This is a genomic window from Streptomyces sp. NPDC054842, from assembly GCF_053611025.1.
This window is the reverse complement of sequence record NZ_JBSGZN010000012.1, coordinates 116,576-135,709: the sequence shown is the minus strand read 5'-3', so window position 1 is coordinate 135,709 and position 19,134 is coordinate 116,576. Positions and strand designations below refer to the sequence as shown.

Annotated in this window: 17 protein-coding genes and 1 pseudogene; 11 read left to right on the top strand and 7 right to left on the bottom strand. The window is 72.7% G+C overall.

Annotated features, from left to right (window positions below):
- Positions 1-6: 6 nt before the first annotated feature.
- Positions 7-1,185, bottom strand: a complete 1,179-nt coding sequence (locus ACWGIS_RS12320; RefSeq protein ID WP_453362331.1) for a DUF4190 domain-containing protein — start codon at positions 1,183-1,185, stop codon at positions 7-9.
- A gap of 92 nt (positions 1,186-1,277) precedes the next feature.
- Here ACWGIS_RS12320 and ACWGIS_RS12315 point away from each other — a divergent pair, with 92 nt between their 5' ends.
- Positions 1,278-2,483, top strand: a complete 1,206-nt coding sequence (locus ACWGIS_RS12315; protein WP_453362330.1) for a serpin family protein — start codon at positions 1,278-1,280, stop codon at positions 2,481-2,483.
- Between the two features lie 7 nt (positions 2,484-2,490).
- On the opposite strand, the gene ACWGIS_RS12310 is transcribed toward ACWGIS_RS12315, so the two are convergent.
- Positions 2,491-4,053: a S8 family peptidase gene (locus ACWGIS_RS12310; RefSeq protein WP_453362329.1), complete on the bottom strand. Its 1,563-nt coding sequence runs from the start codon at positions 4,051-4,053 to the stop codon at positions 2,491-2,493.
- Between the two features lie 214 nt (positions 4,054-4,267).
- On the opposite strand from ACWGIS_RS12310, the gene ACWGIS_RS12305 reads away from it, so the two are divergent.
- Positions 4,268-5,374: a pyridoxal-phosphate dependent enzyme gene (locus tag ACWGIS_RS12305; RefSeq protein ID WP_453362328.1), complete on the top strand. Its 1,107-nt coding sequence runs from the start codon at positions 4,268-4,270 to the stop codon at positions 5,372-5,374.
- 244 nt (positions 5,375-5,618) lie between these two features.
- Here the strand turns inward: ACWGIS_RS12305 and ACWGIS_RS12300 are convergent, their stop codons facing one another.
- Positions 5,619-6,059, bottom strand: a complete 441-nt coding sequence (locus ACWGIS_RS12300; protein WP_453362327.1) for a MarR family winged helix-turn-helix transcriptional regulator — start codon at positions 6,057-6,059, stop codon at positions 5,619-5,621.
- A 134-nt stretch (positions 6,060-6,193) separates the two neighbouring features.
- Here ACWGIS_RS12300 and ACWGIS_RS12295 point away from each other — a divergent pair, with 134 nt between their 5' ends.
- A complete protein-coding gene (locus ACWGIS_RS12295; RefSeq protein ID WP_453362326.1) occupies positions 6,194-7,195 on the top strand; it encodes an SMP-30/gluconolactonase/LRE family protein in 1,002 nt (333 codons plus the stop codon).
- 7 nt (positions 7,196-7,202) lie between these two features.
- Here the strand turns inward: ACWGIS_RS12295 and ACWGIS_RS12290 are convergent, their stop codons facing one another.
- Positions 7,203-9,638: a DEAD/DEAH box helicase gene (locus tag ACWGIS_RS12290; protein ID WP_453362325.1), complete on the bottom strand. Its 2,436-nt coding sequence runs from the start codon at positions 9,636-9,638 to the stop codon at positions 7,203-7,205.
- Positions 9,639-9,839: 201 nt separating this feature from the next.
- Here ACWGIS_RS12290 and ACWGIS_RS12285 point away from each other — a divergent pair.
- The 3 genes and pseudogenes from ACWGIS_RS12285 (at position 9,840) to ACWGIS_RS12275 (ending at position 11,040) form a co-directional block, all read left to right on the top strand.
- Positions 9,840-10,422: pseudogene (locus ACWGIS_RS12285) on the top strand (Uma2 family endonuclease).
- Positions 10,423-10,514: 92 nt separating this feature from the next.
- Positions 10,515-10,784, top strand: coding sequence for a type II toxin-antitoxin system Phd/YefM family antitoxin (locus ACWGIS_RS12280; protein ID WP_453362324.1), 270 nt, complete (start codon positions 10,515-10,517; stop codon positions 10,782-10,784).
- Positions 10,777-11,040 (top strand): type II toxin-antitoxin system RelE family toxin, encoded by a 264-nt coding sequence (locus ACWGIS_RS12275; protein WP_453362323.1) that lies wholly within the window; start codon positions 10,777-10,779, stop codon positions 11,038-11,040. The genes ACWGIS_RS12280 and ACWGIS_RS12275 overlap by 8 nt, the downstream gene beginning before the upstream one ends.
- Positions 11,041-11,220: 180 nt before the next feature.
- Here the strand turns inward: ACWGIS_RS12275 and ychF are convergent, their stop codons facing one another.
- A complete protein-coding gene (gene ychF / locus ACWGIS_RS12270) occupies positions 11,221-12,309 on the bottom strand; it encodes a redox-regulated ATPase YchF (protein ID WP_355784614.1) in 1,089 nt (362 codons plus the stop codon).
- 176 nt (positions 12,310-12,485) lie between these two features.
- Between ychF and ACWGIS_RS12265 the strand changes: the two genes are divergently transcribed.
- The gene (locus ACWGIS_RS12265; protein ID WP_453362322.1) at positions 12,486-13,178 is read left to right on the top strand and encodes a DUF6542 domain-containing protein; all 693 of its coding nucleotides are present in this window, start codon (positions 12,486-12,488) and stop codon (positions 13,176-13,178) included.
- A 322-nt stretch (positions 13,179-13,500) separates the two neighbouring features.
- Here ACWGIS_RS12265 and ppgK read toward each other — a convergent pair whose 3' ends face one another.
- Together ppgK and ACWGIS_RS12255 are read right to left on the bottom strand one after the other, a co-directional pair.
- The gene (gene ppgK, locus ACWGIS_RS12260) at positions 13,501-14,247 is read right to left on the bottom strand and encodes a polyphosphate--glucose phosphotransferase (protein ID WP_453362321.1); all 747 of its coding nucleotides are present in this window, start codon (positions 14,245-14,247) and stop codon (positions 13,501-13,503) included.
- Positions 14,248-14,310: 63 nt separating this feature from the next.
- The gene (locus tag ACWGIS_RS12255) at positions 14,311-15,315 is read right to left on the bottom strand and encodes a 4-hydroxy-3-methylbut-2-enyl diphosphate reductase (RefSeq protein ID WP_453362320.1); all 1,005 of its coding nucleotides are present in this window, start codon (positions 15,313-15,315) and stop codon (positions 14,311-14,313) included.
- Positions 15,316-15,412: 97 nt separating this feature from the next.
- Between ACWGIS_RS12255 and ACWGIS_RS12250 the strand changes: the two genes are divergently transcribed.
- From ACWGIS_RS12250 to ACWGIS_RS12235, 4 genes are all read left to right on the top strand, one after another.
- A complete protein-coding gene (locus ACWGIS_RS12250; protein ID WP_453362319.1) occupies positions 15,413-16,792 on the top strand; it encodes an APC family permease in 1,380 nt (459 codons plus the stop codon).
- Between the two features lie 70 nt (positions 16,793-16,862).
- Complete coding sequence (gene xseA, locus ACWGIS_RS12245) at positions 16,863-18,071, top strand: exodeoxyribonuclease VII large subunit (protein ID WP_453362318.1); 1,209 nt, start codon at positions 16,863-16,865, stop codon at positions 18,069-18,071.
- Between the two features lie 9 nt (positions 18,072-18,080).
- Positions 18,081-18,314 (top strand): exodeoxyribonuclease VII small subunit, encoded by a 234-nt coding sequence (locus ACWGIS_RS12240; RefSeq protein WP_453362317.1) that lies wholly within the window; start codon positions 18,081-18,083, stop codon positions 18,312-18,314.
- A gap of 171 nt (positions 18,315-18,485) precedes the next feature.
- Complete coding sequence (locus tag ACWGIS_RS12235; protein ID WP_453362316.1) at positions 18,486-19,076, top strand: malonic semialdehyde reductase; 591 nt, start codon at positions 18,486-18,488, stop codon at positions 19,074-19,076.
- The last annotated feature ends 58 nt before the right edge of the window (positions 19,077-19,134 follow it).

Genomic DNA, 19,134 nt, shown 5'->3' with positions numbered 1-19,134 from the left:
AGGTGATCACACCTCCGCGTCGTCGCCGTCTCCCCCGCCGCCCTCGCCGCCGCCGTCCTCCAGGTACTCGGGCGGTGTGGTGTCGAGGCCCAGGGCCTTGCGTGCCGTGACCGTCCGGTGGGGGTCCGTCAGCTCGGTGCCCTTGTCGTAGTGCGGGTAGAAGGCGTCGGCGTCCGGGGCGTCGGCCGCCTTCGCCCACTCCCTCCGCGCCGCGTCCAGGTCGTCGGCCAGGGCCGCCACGGGCTTCGCCGCCCCGGGCGCGAAGGTGTGGCCGCGCAGCAGTTCCGCCTGCTCCGCGAGCGCGTCCGACACCCGGTCCGCCCACTTCCGGTGGCCGGGCAGGTCGTCCTCGACGTACTCCTCCTCGGGCGCCGTGTCCATGGCCGTGTTGAGGACGCGGGCGGCCTCCAGGTAGGCGAGCTGGTCCGGGTCGAGGGTGGTGCCGTCGTTGCGCAGCGAGCCGGTCAGGCTGCCCTTCTCGTCCGTGTTGCCGAACATGCAGGTGATCTCGCGGTCACCCAGGCGCCAGCTCTGCCGGGTGGGCGTGAAGTAGTAGACGTCCACGTCGTCCGGGACGGCCCAGGCGTCCATGGCGTACCGGTCCTGCAGCGCGTAGCACTTCGTGTCGGCGACGTCGGTGATCCTGTCGTCGCCGGGGTAGGCGCCCGGCTTCATGGTGAAAGCGGCGAACACCTCCGCGTCGTGCCTGCCCGTGCACGGCACCCGGTCGACGTCGTACGCGTAACCCTCCATGGAGCCGCCCGGCGCGTCGAAGCACTCCCCCTTGCCGACGGAGAAGGTGATGTCGGACCCCTCGGCCGCCGCGTCCCTGATCCCGTCCTGGAAGCCCTCCCAGAAGCCGCCGAGGGAGCCAAGCGCGATCAGTACGACACCGAGCGACGACATGACGATGCCGCCCACGGCCATGCCCGTGCCCCGCTCGCCGCGCTTCTTGATCTGGCGGAGCGCGACGATGCCCAGGACCAGTCCCACGGCGGGCAGGAAGCACAGGATGCCGAGCACGAGGGCCGCGATCGCCAGGCCGTTCACGGGCGCCGGACGGTTGTAGGGCGAGTAGCCCTGGCCCCAGGTCTGATACGGCTGGTGCACGTACGGGCCCTGCGCGGGAGGTGCCGGGTACGCGTCCTGCGGCTGCTCGGGCCCGGGCGGCGGGGGTATGGCCACTAGTACCTTGCTCCTCGTGCGGGGGTGTACGGACGGCCGAGCGCCTGCCGTACGGCTGGGCGAATGGTAAGCGGGACGCGGGCGGGGGCGGTATGCGCACGACGAAGGCGACGATCCGGGCGGTCAACGGCCTCACCGCGAGGTGGGCGGAGACCGTGTCCGGCGCGACGGTGTTCTCCGCGGCCGGGGTGTGGCCCCTGCTGGGGCTCCTCGCCGACGGGGCGGGCGGGGCGGCCCGGGCGGAGCTGTCGGAGGCCGTCGGGCTGCCCGCTGAGGAATGTGCCGGCCGGGCACGGGAGTTGCTGGATGCGCTGGCGGAGGTGCCGGGGCTGGAATCGGCGCTCGGGCTGTGGACCCATCGCACGCTGGAACTGCGGGAGGAGTGGGAGGCCGGGCTCCCCGCGGGGACGCACGGGGTCCTCACCGGCGTCGAGGACACCGACCGCGCGGCCCTGGACGCCTGGGCGGAGAAGCGGACCGGCGGGCAGATCCGCCGGATGCCCGCTCCCCTCAACGCGGGCACCGAGCTGGTGCTCGCCGGCGCGCTGGTCCTGCGCACCGACTGGTACCGGCCCTTCCAGGAGGGCGCGCTGTGCCCGGGGTCGGGGCCGTGGCGCGGCCTCGAACTGGCGGGACTGTGGCGCACCAGCGCCCTGCTGGACCGCGTCGGGGTCGCGGACACCCCGCACGGCGCGCTCACCGAACTGAAGGTCCTCGGCACGACCGGCGTCGACGTCCATCTCCTGCTCGGCGAGGAGCGGATGGACCCCGGCACGGTGCTGGGCGAGGGGGTGCGCGTGCTCGGGCGCGAGCGGACCGTCGTACCGGGCGACCGGCTGCCGTACGGCGAGGCGGGGCCCGGTGTCCGGGTGGAGCGCGAGCGCTGCCCGACGCCGCGACCGCCGCTGCTGTCGGTCGACACGGTGCCGTTCACCCTGTCCGGCGAGCACGATCTGCTGCGGCGGCCGGAGCTGTTCGGTCTCACGGCGGCACGGGACGACCGTCGGGGGCACTTCCCCGGGATCAGCGCCCAGCCGCTGTGCGTGGGTTCGGCCCGGCAGTCCGCCACGGCGGCCTTCGGAGCCCACGGTTTCCGCGCCGCCGCGGTCACCGCGATGGCGGGGTTCGCAGGAGGTGCGCCGCCCACGCCGCGCCACATGAGGACGGTCGTCCGCGCCACGTTCGACCGCCCCTTCGGCTTCCTCGCGGTGCACCGCCGCTCACGCCTCGTCCTCGCGGCCGGCTGGGTCGACGACCCGGAACCGTTCCGCGAGGACGAGGATCAGGAGTGGAACTGACGAACCGTCAGAACTGAAGGGCCCAGGCGTCGATCTTCCCGACGTCCGCCGCCGCGTTGTCGCTCACGCGCAGCTTCCACGTGCCGTTGGCCGCCTCGGAGGAGGCGTTCACCGAGTACGTGGTGTTGATGTTGTCCGAACTGCCGCCGGTCCCGTACGCCTTGAGGGTGTACGCCGAGCCGTCGGGGGCGATCAGCTGGACCTGGAGGTCGCCGATGTACGTGTGCACGATGTGCACCTCGACCGACAGCGCGGCGGGCGCGTTGCCCGAGACGCCGCTGACGGTGACCGGGGACTCGACCGTCGTGTTGTCGGCGATCGCGTAGTCACCGGTGTTCTCGAAGCGCGGTCCGGGCGGGGTCGTCGTACCGCCGCCGACGTTCAGGAGGCGGTTGGGCGAGCCGGTGCCGGGGCTGGTGACGACGCCGGTCGAGGCGGCGGCGACGAGGCCCGAGGCGACCTGCGCGGGCGTGGAGCCGGGGTGGTCGGCCAGGTACAGCGCCGCCGCGCCCGTCACGTGCGGGGTCGCCATCGACGTGCCGGAGATGGTGTTCGTCGCCGTGTCGCTCGTGTTCCACGAGGAGGTGATCGAGGAGCCCGGGGCGAAGATGTCCAGCGCGGAACCGTAGTTGGAGAAGCTGGAGCGGGCGTCGGACGACGTGGTCGAGCCGACGGTGATGGCCTCGGCGACCCGCGCGGGCGAGTAGTTGGAGGCGTTCGCGTTGTCGTTGCCAGCGGCCACGGCGAAGGTGACGCCGGAGGCGATGGCGTTGCGCACGGCGGTGTCGAGCGCGCTGTCCGCGCCGCCGCCCAGCGACATGTTGGCGACCGAGGGACCGCTGTGGTTGCGGGCCACCCAGTCGATGCCGGCGACGACCTGGGCGGTCGTCCCGGACCCCGAGTTGTTGAGCACACGGACGCCGACGATCTTCGCCTTCTTGGCGACGCCGTACGCGTTGCCGGCGACCGTGCCGGCGACGTGCGTGCCGTGGCCGTTGCCGTCCTGCGCGGTGTTGTCGTTGTCGACGGCGTCGTAGCCGTAGGAGGCACGGCCGCCGAAGTCGCTGTGCGTGATCCGGACGCCGGTGTCGACGATGTACGCGGTCACGCCCTGCCCGGCGCTGTCGGGGTAGGTGTACTTGCTGTCGAGCGGCAGGGCCTTCTGGTCGATGCGGTCCAGGCCCCAGGAGGGCGGGTTGGTCTGGGTCGCGTTGATGTGAAACGTACGGTTCTGCACCACGGAGGCCACGGCCGGGTCGGCGGCGAATCGTTTCGCCTCGGCGGGGGTCGCCTCGACGGCGTAGCCGTTCAGGGCCTTGGTGTAGGTCCGCTCGATCTCGGCGCCGTAGGTCCTGGCGAGGGCCTTGCCCCGCGCCGAGGACGACTTCGCGGCCTGCGGGTCCAGGGTCACGATGTAGCTGTTCGCGACCGCGTCGGCGTCGCCGGCGTACTGGATACGGCCCTCACGGGCCGGGGAGGCGTTCGCGGGGAGCGCCGAGACGATGCCGAGCACGAGGGCCGCGGCTGCCGCGCCGGCCAGTCCTCGGCGGGTGTGACGCATCACTGCCATCTGAGGGATCCTCCTCAATCGGTGGTGCGCTGGTGGGGGGTGGTGCACGAACCGAAACGACAGGGGCATGACAATCTGCTGTGGCTTCCCTGTGCGTCAGCCGAAAGATTGAGGCTTCCACAGGAATTGCACAAGGGTCCTGCACGGCCGTAACGCGAGTGCCATGTGCCCGTCATGACAGACCGTCACCAACCAGCCGATCTAACCTGCGTTCATGACACCCTTGCCGGATTGTTTCTGCCCCGCGGACGGCACGCGCGTCCCCGCCGGATCGCTCGCCTGGCGCTGCCCGAACTGCGGCGGACCGCTGGATCTGGACTTCTCCCCGACGCCCCCGACCCTCAAGTCCCTCACCGGACGGGTCAATTCGCTCTGGCGTTACGCGGAGTGCCTGCCACTGGCCGCACCGACGGTCAGCCTGGGCGAGGGCCGCACCCCGCTGGTGCCGCTGCGCGACGGCGTCTCGGCCAAGCTCGACTTCCTGATGCCGACCCTGTCGTTCAAGGACCGCGGCGCCGTACTGCTCGCCGAGCTGGCGCTGCGGCTGCGGCCCCGGCGGGTCCTCGCGGACAGCAGCGGCAACGCGGGCACGGCCGTCGCCGCGTACTGCGCGCGGGCCGCCCTGCCCTGCACGGTGTACGTCCCCGCGGGCACCTCGCCGAAGAAGCTGGAGCAGATCGAGGCGCACGGCGCCCGGCTGCACGTCGTCGACGGCGACCGCGAGGCCACGGCGGCGGCGGCCCGGGAGGCGGCGGACGACCCGGAGACCTTCTACGCCTCGCACGTCTTCAACCCGTACTTCCTGCACGGCACGAAGACCTACGTGTACGAACTGTGGGAGGCCCTCGACGGACGCCTCCCGGACGTCCTCGTCGTACCGGTCGGCAACGGCACGCTGCTCCTCGGCGCCGCGCTCGCCGTCGCCGAACTGCACGCGGCGGGCTTCATCGACCGGCGGCCCGCCCTGTACGCGGTCCAGTCCGCCGCGGTGGCGCCGCTGGCCCACGCCTGGGCCGAGGGCGCGGACGACCTGGTCGGCGTCACGGCCGCGGCGCCCACCTTCGCGGAGGGCATCGCGATCCCCCGGCCGCCCCGGGCCCGCCAGATCCTGCGCGCGGTGCGGGAGTCGGGCGGGACCTTCCTCACGGTCACCGAGGACGAGATCCGGCACGCCCAGACGGACCTGGCGTCACGCGGGCTGTACGTCGAGCCGACGGGGGTCGCCTGCTGGGCGGCCGTACGGGAGGAGCAGCTCGGCGCCCGCACGGCGGTGGTCCCGCTGTGCGGAGCGGGAGCGAAGACGGGGCTGGCCCGGGGGTAGCGGGGCGGGGACGAAGACGGGGCCGGCCCCGGGAGTAGTGGGGCGGGCGCGAGGTTGGGCCGGCCCGGAGGCAGCGGGCGAGGATGAAAACGGTGCCGGCCCGGGAGCAGCGGGGCCGGACCGAGGGAGCCGGTCGCCAGCGGCTTCGCAGGGCTGCGGGCGGGCAGGTCGAGGGCGGACGCGGCGAACCCTTCGGGCTCTCAGGGCCCCAGGGCCCCAGGGCGCCTCAGGACCCGAGGGCGGCTCAGGGCCGTTCCTTCTCCAGCAGGTCGACGCAGCGCCCCAGCAGGCCGATCAGCGCCTCCCGCTCCTCGTCCGTGAACTCGGCCGCCAGGGCCCGCTCGACCCGCACCGCCCGTACGTCCGCGTCGGCCATGACCGCCCGCCCCGCGTCGGTGAGGCGGGTCTCCAGCACGTTCCGGTGCCAGGCGTGCGGCGTGCGCTCGATGTAGCCGCGGTCCTGGAGGTTCTTCAGGACCGTGTTCATCGTGGGCGGGGTGACCCCGCACAGGCGGGCCAGCGCGGCGGCCGAGATACCGGCGTTGGCGCCGAGGTGCAGCAGCGCCCCGTACTGCGCGACGGTCAGCCCGGCCGGCTTGAGGACGGCGGTCTTCGTCGCGTTGAGAGCCTGCTCGGCCCGCTTGATGTGGGAGCCGAGGCGCTCGGCCGCGGGCATGGACGTCATCCCCGCATCGTACGGCGACACGGCGCTGAGCCCCTGATCATCAATAAGCACCTTGACGAGCATTAGAACTCTAATCTACGTTCGCACTCGACTCGCTGCGAGCATTCTGCAGCCGCCGACCGAGAGGCACCGTCGTGTCCCGTTCGATCCAGCGCCGCACCTTCCTGACCGCCGCCGCACTCACCGCCGCGGCGACCGCGACCTCCGTACCGCCCGCGGCCACCGCCGCCTCCCGCACCCCCGCCCCGCGCGTCACCACCGCGTACGAACTCCCGGGCGACCACGTCTACCCCGAGGGCATCGCCGCCGACCCCCGGACGGGCCACCTGTACGTGGGTTCGTACGCCACCGGTGCCGTCTACCGCACCACGCCCGGCCGCCGCACGGCCGAGGTCTTCCTCCCCGCCGGTACGGACGGCCGCACCACGGCCAACGGGCTGAAGACCGACCGCGCCGGCCGGCTCTGGGTGACCGACTCGACGGCCGGCGTGGACGTCTACGACCTGCGCTCCCGGGCCCTGCTGGCCCGCTTCGACGTGCCCGGCGACGCGCCGCGCTTCGTCAACGACCTGGCGATCACCCCGGACGGCAGCGCCTGGCTGACGGACAGCGTGCGCGAGGTCGTCTACCGCGTGACACCGGCGGACCTCGCCCGGGCGACCGCGCGCGGCGGCCGCTCGGTACTGACCACGGCGTACGAACTCGGCGGCGTCCTCACCCCGCACGCCCCCGGCACCTTCACCCTGAACGGCATCGTCGCCGCCGGCCGGCACCTGTTCACGGTCGACATGGCGGCGGGCACCCTCCACCGCGTGGACCTGGCCACCGGCGCCGTACGCCCCGTCGCGCTGTCCGGCGGCGACCTGCGGCACGCCGACGGACTCGAACTGGTCAACGGCACCCTGTGGGCGGCACACAACACGACCAACACCATCAGCCGCTGGCGCCTCTCGCGCGACGGCACGGCGGCCCGCCTGGAACGCCGTGTCACCGACGCCTCGCTCCAGATCCCGACCACCCTCGTACGGCACCACGGCCGGACCCTCGTGGTCCGCTCGCAGTTCGACCAGGGCGGGCCGATGGGGCCGGGCACACCGCGCACGCCGTTCACCGTGGCCCGGGTGCACGGCATCTGAGCCCCGGTCAGCCGCCGGCCGCCGCGGCCAGCCGCTGCTGCTCCTCCTCGACCAGACGGCGGGCCAGCCGGTCGTCCGAGACGTCGACCGCGTCGGGCGTCGCCTCCGCCACGTCACTGCGGCGCGCGTAGGCGTCGAACAGCCGGTCCTTGTTCTTCAGGATCTCCAGCAGCCGCTCGTCCACGCTGTCCGCGGCGAGCAGGCGGTGCACCTGGACCGTGCGCACCTGCCCCATGCGGTGGGCGCGGGCCACGGCCTGGTGCTCCAGGGTCGGCTTGACCTGCGGCTCGCACAGGATCACCACGGACGCCGCCTGGAGGTTGAGGCCGACGCCGCCCGCCTCGATCTGGCAGAGCAGCACCGCGTGCCCGTCGGCCGCCGCGAACTCGTCGACCATGAGTTGCCGGCGGCCGGCGGGCACCGCCCCGGAGATCGGCCCGAACACGTCCTCGCCCAGGGCGGTGTGGACGGTCGCGAGCACGTCCCGGAAGTACGAGAACACCACGACCTTCAGCCCGTTCTCCGCCGCCTCCGTCACCAGTTCACGCAACCGCTGGAGCTTGGCCGAGCCCTTCGCGTCGGCGTACGCGGCCCGTCGCATCGCCATGAAGTTCCCCGCCTCGACGGCCTCGCGGTAGGCCCCGCGGTCGGCGGTGCCGAACTCCTCCCACTCGTCCACCTCGACCAGCGCGGGCAGTTCCGTCAGGACGTCCCGCTGGTTGCGCCGGAGGTAGGCGGGCGCGACCGACCTGCGGAAGGCGTGCGGTCCGGCGACCGCGTCGCTCGCGTGGATGCCGGGCACCAGCTCGGGGCGCAGATGGCGGACCAGGCTGCGGAACTCCCCCACCCGGTTCTCCATCGGCGTGCCCGTCAGGAACAGGACGCGGTCGCAGTACGCGGTCCAGGCGGCGACGGCTCTGGAGCGACGGGTCTCCGGGTTCTTCACGTAGTGCGCCTCGTCGACGACGAGCATGCCGGGCCTGGCCCCCGCGGGCGTGAGGGCAGGCCGCGCCTCGCCGGATCCCCCGGCCGACCGCGCCCGCCCGGAACCCCTGGACGGCCGCGGTACCCCGGCGCCCCGGGACGGCCGCCCGCCACGACCCCGCCGCGCGGACCCGGCCGAGCCGTCCGCCTCCATCGCCGCCGCGCCGTCCGCCCCCGTCACCGCTGCCCCGCCGTGCGCTCCGGTGAGGGTGTGCAGGACGTCGAAGGTGGTGATCGCGACGCCGCCGCGCTCGCACCACTCGGCGTAAGCCTCCCGACGGTCGGGACCGTGCACCGGCACGGCGCGCAGGGTGCTGCGCGCGCGGATCTCACGCGTCCAGTTGATCAGCACACTGGCGGGGCACACCACCAGGAAGTGGCTCTGCCCCTGCGCCGCGAGATGCGCCAGCGCGGCGATCGCCTGGACCGTCTTGCCGAGCCCCATCTCGTCGCCGAGCACGACCCGGCGCTGCGCGAGCGCGAAACGGGCGCCGAAGGACTGGTAGCCGCGCAGCGACACCCGGAGGTGGGTGTCGTCCAGCGCCTGGGCGTGCACGCGCTCGGCGACCTCGGACGGCAGGAAGCCCTCGGCCGCCGCGACGTCCGGCGCCTGGTCCGACACCTCGGCGAGCTGGCTGTAGTAGTCCGCGGAACGCAGCTCGAAGTCGACCCACGCCTCGATGTCGGAGGCCGGTTCGCGCAGCAGGTCCGTCGACGCCTGGGCGAGCAGCAGCCGCAGGCCGCGCGCCCTCGCGTCGGCCGTCAGCTCCAGGAGTTCGGTGATCGCCGCGACGGCGCTGTCCCGCCCGTGGCGCCCGGCGAGCGCCATGCGCAGCCGGCCGACGGCCGGGCGCGCCGCGGGCAGCAGCGCCCCGAGCCGCTCGTCCAGCCGCCCCGCCGCGTCCACGGCCCGCCGCAGCTCGGGTCCCGCCTCGACCAGCCTGCGCAGCGCGACGACCAGGGCGGTGGTGCGGGGCTCGGGACGGTCCACGTCGATGCGTACGGAGACGGTCTCCTCGACCGCCCGGGCGATCTGGCGGGCGGCGGCGAGCGCCTGGTCGGCGGTCTGCGCACCGACTCCGGGGATCTGCCGCAGCTCGTAGCGGCTCGCCTCGTGCACCGCCCGCACGGAGCCGAGCCCGGCCGCCTCGATCGCCCCGAGCCGGAGCCGGCCCTCGGTGACGTCCTTCAGCCGGGAGACGGGGATGGACTCCAGCTCGCCGGCGACGAGTTCGGCCCGCAGCGGCACCAGCGCCGACCGTACGGCCTCCAGGGCGCGGGCGTGGTCGGCGAGGACACCGCGGGCGGCCTCGTACAGCCGCCCGCCCTCGGCGAGCAGCTCCCTGGCCCGGCGTCCCACGGGCGGTTCCGCGCGCTCCGTCGCCGCCCGGTCACGGGCCCGCGTGCCGCGCGCGCCCGGCACCGCGGAGGGCCCGCCCGCCCCGTCGACACCCGCCATGACGCCCCTCGCACACCGATCCGTCCACCTGCCCGCCCCGACCCGCGCAGTCTTCCACGCCCCACCGACAACGGACCGCCGGAAGAGGGCTGCGCCGCGTGGGACAAGGGGCGCGATGCGCCGGCCGGCAGCAAGCCGCCGGCGCTCCACTCGCCGTGCCATTCGCTCCTCGGCCCGGGCCGCAGGCGCTAGCGTGAAGCCATGACCGCACTGCCCGACTGGATGCGCCCGCCGCGCGCGGAAGGCTGGTTCGCGGAGGACCTCGACCGCCTCCCCGAGGCGCCCCGTCACACCGAGCTGATCGACGGAGCCCTCGTCTTCATGACGTCGCCCCAGCGGTCCTGACATGGCCGTCTCGTCACCGCCCTGACCACCACGCTCATGGCGCAGGCGCCGGCCGGCTTCGAGGTGGAGCGCGAAATGACGATCCGCCTGGATGCCCGCAACCGCCCCGAGCCGGACCTCCTGCTGACTGACCTGCCCTACGACCCCGACCGCACCTGGTACGCCCCGGAGGACGTGAAGCTCGTCGTGGAGGCAGTGTCACCCGAGTCCGCCCATCGCGATCGCACCGTGAAGCCCCGCAAGTACGCGGAGGCCGGCATCCCGCACTACTGGTGCATCGAGGGACGAGAACGGGGCACCCGTCGTCCACGTCTACGAGCTCGACGGACCCACCGGCGCCTACGCGCCGGCCGGTATCTTCCGAGGCACCCTCCAGCGCCCGGTGCCCTTCGAGGTCAGCCTGGACCTCGACAAGCTCACACCGGCCCGAAGCAGCTGAAAAGTCGGCAACCACGCACGACCGCGAGAAGACTCGTCCGCCCGCCACGGCACGCGTGGTGTACACACGGGACACTCGGTACCCTTGAGCGCATGACCCAGCCGCTGCCCATAGAGTCCATCCGCGACGTGCGTGCCCACCTCGCCGAGGTCGTGGAGCGCGCCGATCGCGACGACGTACCCACAGTGATCACGCGTCGGGGCAAGGAAGTGGCCGCCGTCGTCTCCATCGAGGTGCTGCGCAAGTACCAGGAGTGGGATGAACGCGAGATCAACCGGATCATCGACGAGCGTATGGCCAACCCGGCACCCGGCATCCCAATTGAGGACGTCATGAGGGAGACGCTGGCACGCGGTGAGTGAGTACCGAACCGCCTTCCGCCCCGAGGCACAGGCCGAGCTCCGAAAGATCCCTCGTGACATGGCCCTGCGCATCCTGGCCAAACTGGCCGAGTTGGAGAACGACCCCCTCGGCTTCAACACCACTGCGCTCGTGTCACAGCCAGAACGCCGTCGCCTGCGAGTCGGCGACTACCGGATCGTCTACACGATCGACAACGGAGAGCTCGTGGTGTGGGTCGTCCACGTCGGGCATCGCTCCACCGTTTACGACACCTGATCCCGACTGATCCAGCGCCTCAACATCCAGCACAGGTCCGGCACGGACAGACCTCTCACATGGAGCCTTCTGCGCACGTGGTGATCACTCCATCAGGCCGAAGGGGCCGGTCCCCGGAGGAGTCGACCCCTTCTGACCCGCATGTTTGCCACGTCACCGACGTGGTGTCATTTCATCCGCTCAGACGTTGAAGCGGAACTCCACCACGTCCCCGTCCTGCATGACGTAGTCCTTGCCCTCCATGCGGGCCTTGCCCTTGGCGCGGGCCTCGGCGACCGAGCCGGTCTCGACCAGGTCGTGGAAGGAGATGACCTCCGCCTTGATGAAGCCCTTCTGGAAGTCGGTGTGGATGACTCCGGCGGCCTCGGGGGCGGTGGCGCCCTTCTTGATGGTCCAGGCGCGGGATTCCTTCGGGCCGGCCGTCAGGTAGGTCTGGAGTCCCAGGGTGGCGAAGCCGACCCGGGCCAGGGTCGTGAGACCCGGCTCCTCGGCGCCGACGGACTGGAGGAGTTCCATCGCGTCCTCCTCGTCGAGCTCGGCGAGGTCCTGCTCCAGCTTGGCGTTCAGGAAGATCGCCTCGGCCGGGGCGACCAGCGCGCGCTGCTCGTCCTTGAAGGCGTCGTCGGTCAGCTCGTCCTCGTCCACGTTGAAGACGTAGAGGAACGGCTTGGTGGTCAGCAGGTGCAGGTCGTGCAGGAGCTCCTCGTTGCCGGAGCCCTGGACGATGCCCGCGGAGAAGAGCGTGTCGCCGCGCTCCAGGATCTCCTTGGCCTCCTCGACCGCCTTGACCTTCGGCGCGATGTCCTTCTTGATGCGCGACTCCTTCTGGAGGCGCGGCAGGACCTTCTCGATGGTCTGGAGGTCGGCGAGGATCAACTCGGTGTTGATGGTCTCGATGTCGTCCTTCGGCGAGACCTTGCCGTCGACGTGGACGACGTTCTCGTCCTTGAAGGCGCGGATGACCTGGCAGATCGCGTCGGACTCACGGATGTTGGCGAGGAACTTGTTGCCCAGGCCCTCGCCCTCCGAGGCGCCCTTCACGATGCCCGCGATGTCGACGAAGTCGACGGTCGCCGGCAGGACGCGCTGCGAGGAGAAGATCTCGGCCAGCTTCGTGAGGCGGGGGTCGGGGACGCCGACCACGCCCACGTTCGGCTCGATCGTGGCGAACGGGTAGTTGGCCGCCAGCACGTCGTTCTTGGTCAGGGCGTTGAACAGGGTCGACTTGCCGACATTGGGCAGACCGACGATTCCGATCGTGAGCGACACGTTGCGACTTCCCGTACGAGAGGAGGGGCGGCAGGGCCTACGTGGTGAGCGGGCCGATCCACCAGTCTACGGCGTGCGTGGCCTCGCACCGGCGACGTATCGAACGCATGGCCAAGGTCTGTCCGTCGGCGTGTCCCAGGGGTCATTCGGCACATAAAACGACCTAAGTTGGTCCGGTGGAGCAACACAGGACGCGCCCCCCGCAGCCCAGGACCCGACGAGGCACGCCCCTGCCCCCGCAGACGGGGCGGGGCGGCTCGGCCGCGGGCCGCCCCGCCCGGACCCCGCCCGCGGGGCGCGGCACCGCCGCCGTACCGCGCGGCGCGGCCGGCGCCCCCCGGGGCGGGAGCGGCGTCCAGCGGGGCACGCCCGGCGCCCGGCGCCCCGTGTCCCCGCTGGTGCACGCGGTACGCCGGATGCCCAACCCGCGTCTGACCGGGCTCGGCAGCGGACTGTTCTGCGGGGCGCTGATGTTCGCGCTCGCCTGCCTCGACCAGTTGCTGTTCGGAGCGTCCCTGACGGTGTACGGCGTGCTGTTCCTGCCGGTCTGCGCGGTGACGGCGATCTGGGTGCGGCGCGGCGACCTCGTCACCGCGCCGGTCGTCGTGCCGATCGCGTTCGCGTTCGGGCTGCTGCCCGTCGCCGACGGGGGCGGGGGCTTCGGCGGGCACCTGATGGGGCTCGTCACCGCGCTCGCCACGCAGGCCGGCTGGCTGTACGGCGGCACGCTGGTCGCCGGGCTCATCGCGACCGTGCGCAAGGCGCGCCAGATGACCCGCCGGGCCACCCGGCGCCGCCCCCAGGCCCCCCGAGCCGCCACCGCACCGCGGCCCGCCACTGCCCCGGCCCGCCGCCGCCCCACCGCGTGAACGACGCCCCGGGTCCGCCCGGGGCCGGACCGCACGAGGTGACCGCCGTCCGCCGTGGCACTTGCCCGGTGACCCTCGTCCGCCAGGTGTGCGGGCCCGTGACCGTCGTCCGCCGGGTGTCCGCACCGTCCGCCCGACCGGATCGCACACGGTGACCTTGGCCCGCGCGGTGTGCACACCGTCCGCACGGCCAAGTCGCACGCGGTGATCGCCGTCCGCCGGACGTGCGGACCCTCCGCCCGGCCGGGTCGCGCGCGACGACCGTCGTCCGCGAGGCGTGCGCACCGTCCGTCCGGGCGGTTCCCGCGCGCGGGGTCGCCCCCTACGCCTGCTCGGCCGCCCGCATCGCCGCGCCGACGATGCCCGCGTTGTTCTGCAGGGCCGCCGGGACCATCTCCGCCTTGATGCCCTCGATCAGCGGCAGGAACTTGTGGGCCTTGCGGCTGACGCCGCCGCCGATGATGAAGAGGTCGGGCGAGAAGAGCATCTCCACGTGCGCCAGGTACTTCTCGACGCGGGACGCCCAGTGCTCCCACGTCAGGTCGTTGTCCTCCTTGACCTTGGTGGAGGCGCGCTTCTCGGCGTCGTGGCCGTGCAGCTCCAGGTGGCCCAGCTCCGTGTTGGGCACGAGGACGCCGTCGACGAAGAGGGCGCTGCCGATGCCCGTGCCGAACGTGAGCATGATGACCGTGCCCTTGCGGCCGCGGCCCTCGCCGAAGCGCATCTCGGCGACGCCCGCCGCGTCGGCGTCGTTGAGCACGGTCACCGGGAGGCCGCCCAGCCGCTCGCCCAGCAGGGCGCGCGCGTCCGTGTCGATCCAGCGCTTGTCCACGTTGGCCGCCGTACGGATCGTGGAGCCGCCGGTGACCACCCCGGGGAACGTGATCCCGACGGGGCCGCTCCAGCCGAAGTGGTCCACGACCTCCTTCACGCCGTCCGCCACCGCGTCGGGGGTGGCCGGGTGCGGGGTCAGCACCTTGTGACGCTCTTGGGTCAGCTCGCCCTGATCCAGGTCCACCGGGGCGCCCTTGATCCCGGACCCGCCGATGTCCACACCGAAGATCTGCATGGCTCTACGTTACGTCGTACGACTGACAGTCACTCCCCGGCCCCCGTACTTCCGGGGGAGCCGTCACTTGCGGGCAGTGCGCTCCGCGACGAGGGCGGCGGCCTCCGCGCGCAGGTCGCGGCGCAGCTCCTTCGGCAGCGAGAAGGTGATGGACTCCTCGGCGGCCTTGACCAGCTCGACGTCCTCGAAGCCCTGGCCGGCGAGCCGCTCCAGGACCTGCTCGACCAGCACCTCCGGTACGGAGGCGCCCGAGGTGACGCCGACGGTGGTGACGCCCTCCAGCCACGCGTCGTCGATCTCGTCGGCGAAGTCCACGAGGTACGCCTCACGCGAGCCCGCGAGCTTGGCGACCTCGACGAGCCGCTTGGAGTTGGAGGAGTTGCGCGAGCCGACCACGATCACCAGCTCGGCCTCGGCGCCCATCTGCTTCACGGCGAGCTGGCGGTTCTGCGTGGCGTAGCAGATGTCGTCGCTGGGCGGGGAGATGAGCTGCGGGAACTTCTCCTTCAGCGCGTCGACCGTCTCCATCGTCTCGTCCACCGACAGCGTGGTCTGGGAGAGCCAGACGACCTTGGACGGGTCGCGGACCTCGACCTTGGCGACGTCCTCGGGGCCGTCGACGAGGGTGATGTGGTCGGGCGCCTCGCCGGAGGTGCCGATGACCTCCTCGTGGCCCTCGTGGCCGATCAGAAGGATGTCGAAGTCGTCGTTGGCGAAGCGGACGGCCTCCTTGTGCACCTTGGTGACCAGGGGGCAGGTCGCGTCGATGGTGGCGAGCTTGCCGCGCGCCGCCTCGTCGTGGACGACCGGGGCCACGCCGTGTGCCGAGAACATGACGATGGACCCCTCGGGGACCTCGGCCGTCTGTTCGACGAAGATGGCGCCCTTCTTCTCCAGGGTCTGCACCACGTACTTGTTGTGGACGATCTCGTGACGGACGTAGATGGGGGCCCCGTACTGCTCCAGGGCCTTCTCGACGGCGATCACGGCGCGGTCCACACCCGCGCAGTAGCCACGGGGGGCGGCGAGCAGGACACGGCGGCCAGACGAAGCGGTCATGCAGACCATCGTAAGGCCGCGCCCGGCGGGTCGAAGATCGCCTCCGCGGCGGGACCGGGAAGGATCGGGGAGGGGCGGGACCGGAGGCGACGCTCGGGAGGCACGGATGTCCGACACGCAGACCACGGCCGGCGCGGCGGGTGGCGCCGGGGAGGAACGCGGGCTGCGGCGCAGTCTGGGCTTCCGGGACCTGGTGGTCTACGGGCTGCTGTTCATCGCCCCGATGGCGCCGGTGGGTGTCTTCGGGACGCTCGACGCCCGGTCGCACGGCGCGGTCGCGCTGGTGTACGTCGTCGCGACGGTCGCGATGGCGTTCACCGCTTTCAGCTACGCCCAGATGGTGCGCGTCGTCCCCCAGGCGGGTTCCGTGTTCGCCTACGCGCGCGCGGGGCTGGGCAGCGGGGCCGGGTTCGTCGCCGGGTGGATGGCGATGCTGGACTACCTGCTGATCCCGGCGGTGGCGTACCTCTTCTCGGGGATCGCGATGAACGCGCTGGTCCCAGAGGTCTCCCGGTGGGTGTGGACCGCTCTCGCCGTGGTCGTCACGACGCTGCTGAACCTGTGGGGCGTACGGACCGCGGCCCGGGTGGGCTTCCTGGTGCTGGCGATGGAGATCGTGGTCCTGCTCGTCTTCGTCGTCTCGGCGGTCGTCGTCCTCGCGCGCGACGGGGCCCAGCGCGGCTGGCTGTCCCCGCTGACGGGCGACGGCTCGCAGGGCCCGTTCGCGCTGTCGGCGGTCATCGGCGCCGTGTCCGTCGCCGTGCTGTCGTACCTGGGCTTCGACGCGATCGCCTCCTTCGCGGAGGAGGTGACGGGCGGCGCGCACAAGGTCGCCCGGGCGGTGCTGTTCTGCCTGGCGCTCGCGGGGCTGCTCTTCGTGGCGCAGACGTACCTGGTGGCGCTGCTGGAGCCGGCCTCGTCCGCCGAGCTGGCCGCGGACCCGGTCAAGCAGGGGACCGCCTTCTACGACGCCGTGGACGCCTCGGTGGGCGACTGGCTGCACAACCTGGTGGCGGTGAGCAAGGCGATCGGGGCGGCGTTCGCGGCGCTCGCCGGGCAGGCGGCGGCGGGCCGGCTGCTGTTCGCGATGTCCCGCGACCGGCGGCTGCCGCGGGCGCTGTCGAGGACCGACGGCGGGGTGCCGCGGGCGGCGCTGCTGTGCGCGGCCGCCATCACCCTGGTCGCGGCGGTGTGGGCGGCGCGGCGCGACGACGGCCTCGACCACCTGGTGTCGGTGGTCGACATCGGGGCGCTGACCGCGTTCACGCTGCTGCACGCGAGCGTGGTGGGCTGGTTCGCGCTGCGCGGCAGCGGCCCGGTCATCTGGTGGCGGCACGTCCTGATGCCGGCGGTCGGGGCCGCGATCACCGTCGCCGTGATCGTCGAGGCGTCCGGTACGGCGCAGGTGGTGGGCGCCCTCTGGCTGGCGGTCGGGCTGGCGGTGCTGGTCGCCCAGCGCGGCAGGACACCGGCGCCGCGCGGCTGACCGGGCCGGGACGGGGCACCGGACGGTGAGGCCGCCGGGGTTGTCGGTCCCGGCCGTTACGCTCGGGCGCATGGCTCTGAACACGTCCGCGGACGCCCCGCTGCCCGTCGGTGAGGTGTCGCGGCTCATCGGAGGGTGGATCGACCGGCTCGGCGCGGTGTGGGTCGAGGGGCAGATCACCCAGTTGTCGCGGCGCCCCGGCGCGGGCGTCGTCTTCCTGACGCTGCGCGACCCGTCGCACGACATCTCGGTGGGCGTCACCTGCTACCGGCAGGTGTTCGATTCGGTGGCCGACGTGGTGAGCGAGGGCGCGCGCGTGGTCGTCCTCGCCAAACCGGAGTGGTACGCGCCGCGGGGCCAGCTGTCGCTGCGGGCCACCGAGATCAAGCCGGTGGGGGTCGGCGAGCTGCTGGCCCGGCTGGAGCAGCTGAAGAAGTCCCTGGCGGCCGAGGGCCTGTTCGCGGCCGGACGCAAGAAGCCCCTGCCGTTCCTGCCGCAGCTCGTCGGGCTCGTCTGCGGGCGGGCCTCGGCGGCCGAGCGTGACGTCCTGGAGAACGCGCGGCACCGCTGGCCGGCCGTCCGCTTCGAGGTGCGCAACGTCCCCGTGCAGGGGGTGCACGCGGTGCCGCAGGTCGTCCAGGCGGTGAAGGAGCTGGACGCGCTGGACGACGTGGACGTGATCATCGTGGCGCGGGGCGGCGGCAGCGTGGAGGACCTGCTGCCCTTCTCGGACGAGCAGCTCGTGCGGACGGTGGCGTCCTGCCGTACGCCCGTGGTGTCCGCGATCGGGCACGAGCCCGACACGCCCCTCCTGGACTACGTGGCCGACCTGCGCGCGTCCACGCCGACCGACGCCGCGAAGAAGGTCGTCCCGGACGTCGGCGAGGAGTACGAGCGGGTCCGGTTCCTGCGGGACCGGGCACGCCGGGCGGTGCAGTCCTTCCTCGACCGCGAGGAGCGCGGCCTGGCGCACGCGCTGGCCCGCCCGTCGATAGAGGATCCGCACCGGATGATCGACGAGCGCGCGGACCAGGTGGGGTCGCTGCTCGACCGCTCCCGGCGCTGTCTCGGGCACCAGCTCGACCGGGCGGACTCCGAGCTGACGCACACGCACGCGCGCGTGGTGGGGCTCTCCCCCGCCGCCACCCTCAAGCGGGGCTACGCGGTGCTCCAGAAGTCCGACGGCCACGTGGTGCGCGTGCCGGAGGAGGTCACCGCGGACGAGCCGCTGCGGGCGCGGGTCGCCGAGGGTGAATTCACGGTACGAGTCGATGTCTAGGGTGGGCGCATGACCAGCAAGGTGGACGAGACCCTCGGGTACGAGCAGGCGCGGGACGAGCTGATCGAGGTCGTACGGCGCCTGGAGGCGGGCGGGACGACCCTCGAGGAGTCCCTGGCGCTGTGGGAGCGGGGCGAGGAGCTGGCCAAGGTGTGCCGGCGCTGGCTGGACGGGGCGCGGGCGCGTCTGGACGCCGCGCTCGCCGAGGAGGACGAGCCCGGGAGCGGGGCGGACGGGGAGTAGTCCCGTCGCCGGCGCGGGCTGAGACCCGCGGGTCGTCACGTACGCAGCGGTGGTTGTGAGGCGGATCACGACGGCCCCGCTTTTGTTGAACCTTGAACTTCTTGGGCGTACTGTCGTGGACGTCAGCCGATCCACCGGATCCGACGCACGTCTCGAAAAGGTTCCTCTTTCATGTCTCTCGTTCTTGACCCCGCCGCCCAGGACCTGCTGTTCCGCGAGGCCCGCACCGCGAACACCTTCACCGACGAGCCGGTGACCGAGGAGCAGGTGCAGGCGATCTACGACCTGGTCAAGTACGGCCCGACCGCCTTCAACCAGTCGCCGCTGCGCATCACCCTGGTCCGCTCCGCCGAGGCCCGCGCCCGCCTGGTCCCCCTGATGGCCGAGGGCAACCAGCCGAAGACGGCCACCGCCCCGCTGGTCGCGATCCTCGCCGCGGACAACGAGTTCCACGAGGAGCTGCCGCAGCTCTTCCCGCACTTCCCGCAGGCCAAGGACGCGTTCTTCTCCGAGCGCCCGGTCCGTGAGGGTGCCGCCGCGCTGAACGCCGCCCTCCAGGCCGCGTACTTCATCATCGGCGTCCGCGCCGCCGGCCTGGCCGCCGGACCGATGACCGGCTTCGACTTCGCCGGTGTCCAGAAGGAGTTCCTGGACGACGACCACACCCCGCTGATGGTCGTCAACATCGGCAAGCCGGGCGACGACGCCTGGTTCCCGCGCTCCCCGCGCCTGGCGGCCGACGAGGTCATCACCACCGTCTGATCCCGCAGTACGCACGGAAGGGCCCCCCGGCACATCGCCCGGGGGGCCCTTCCGTGTT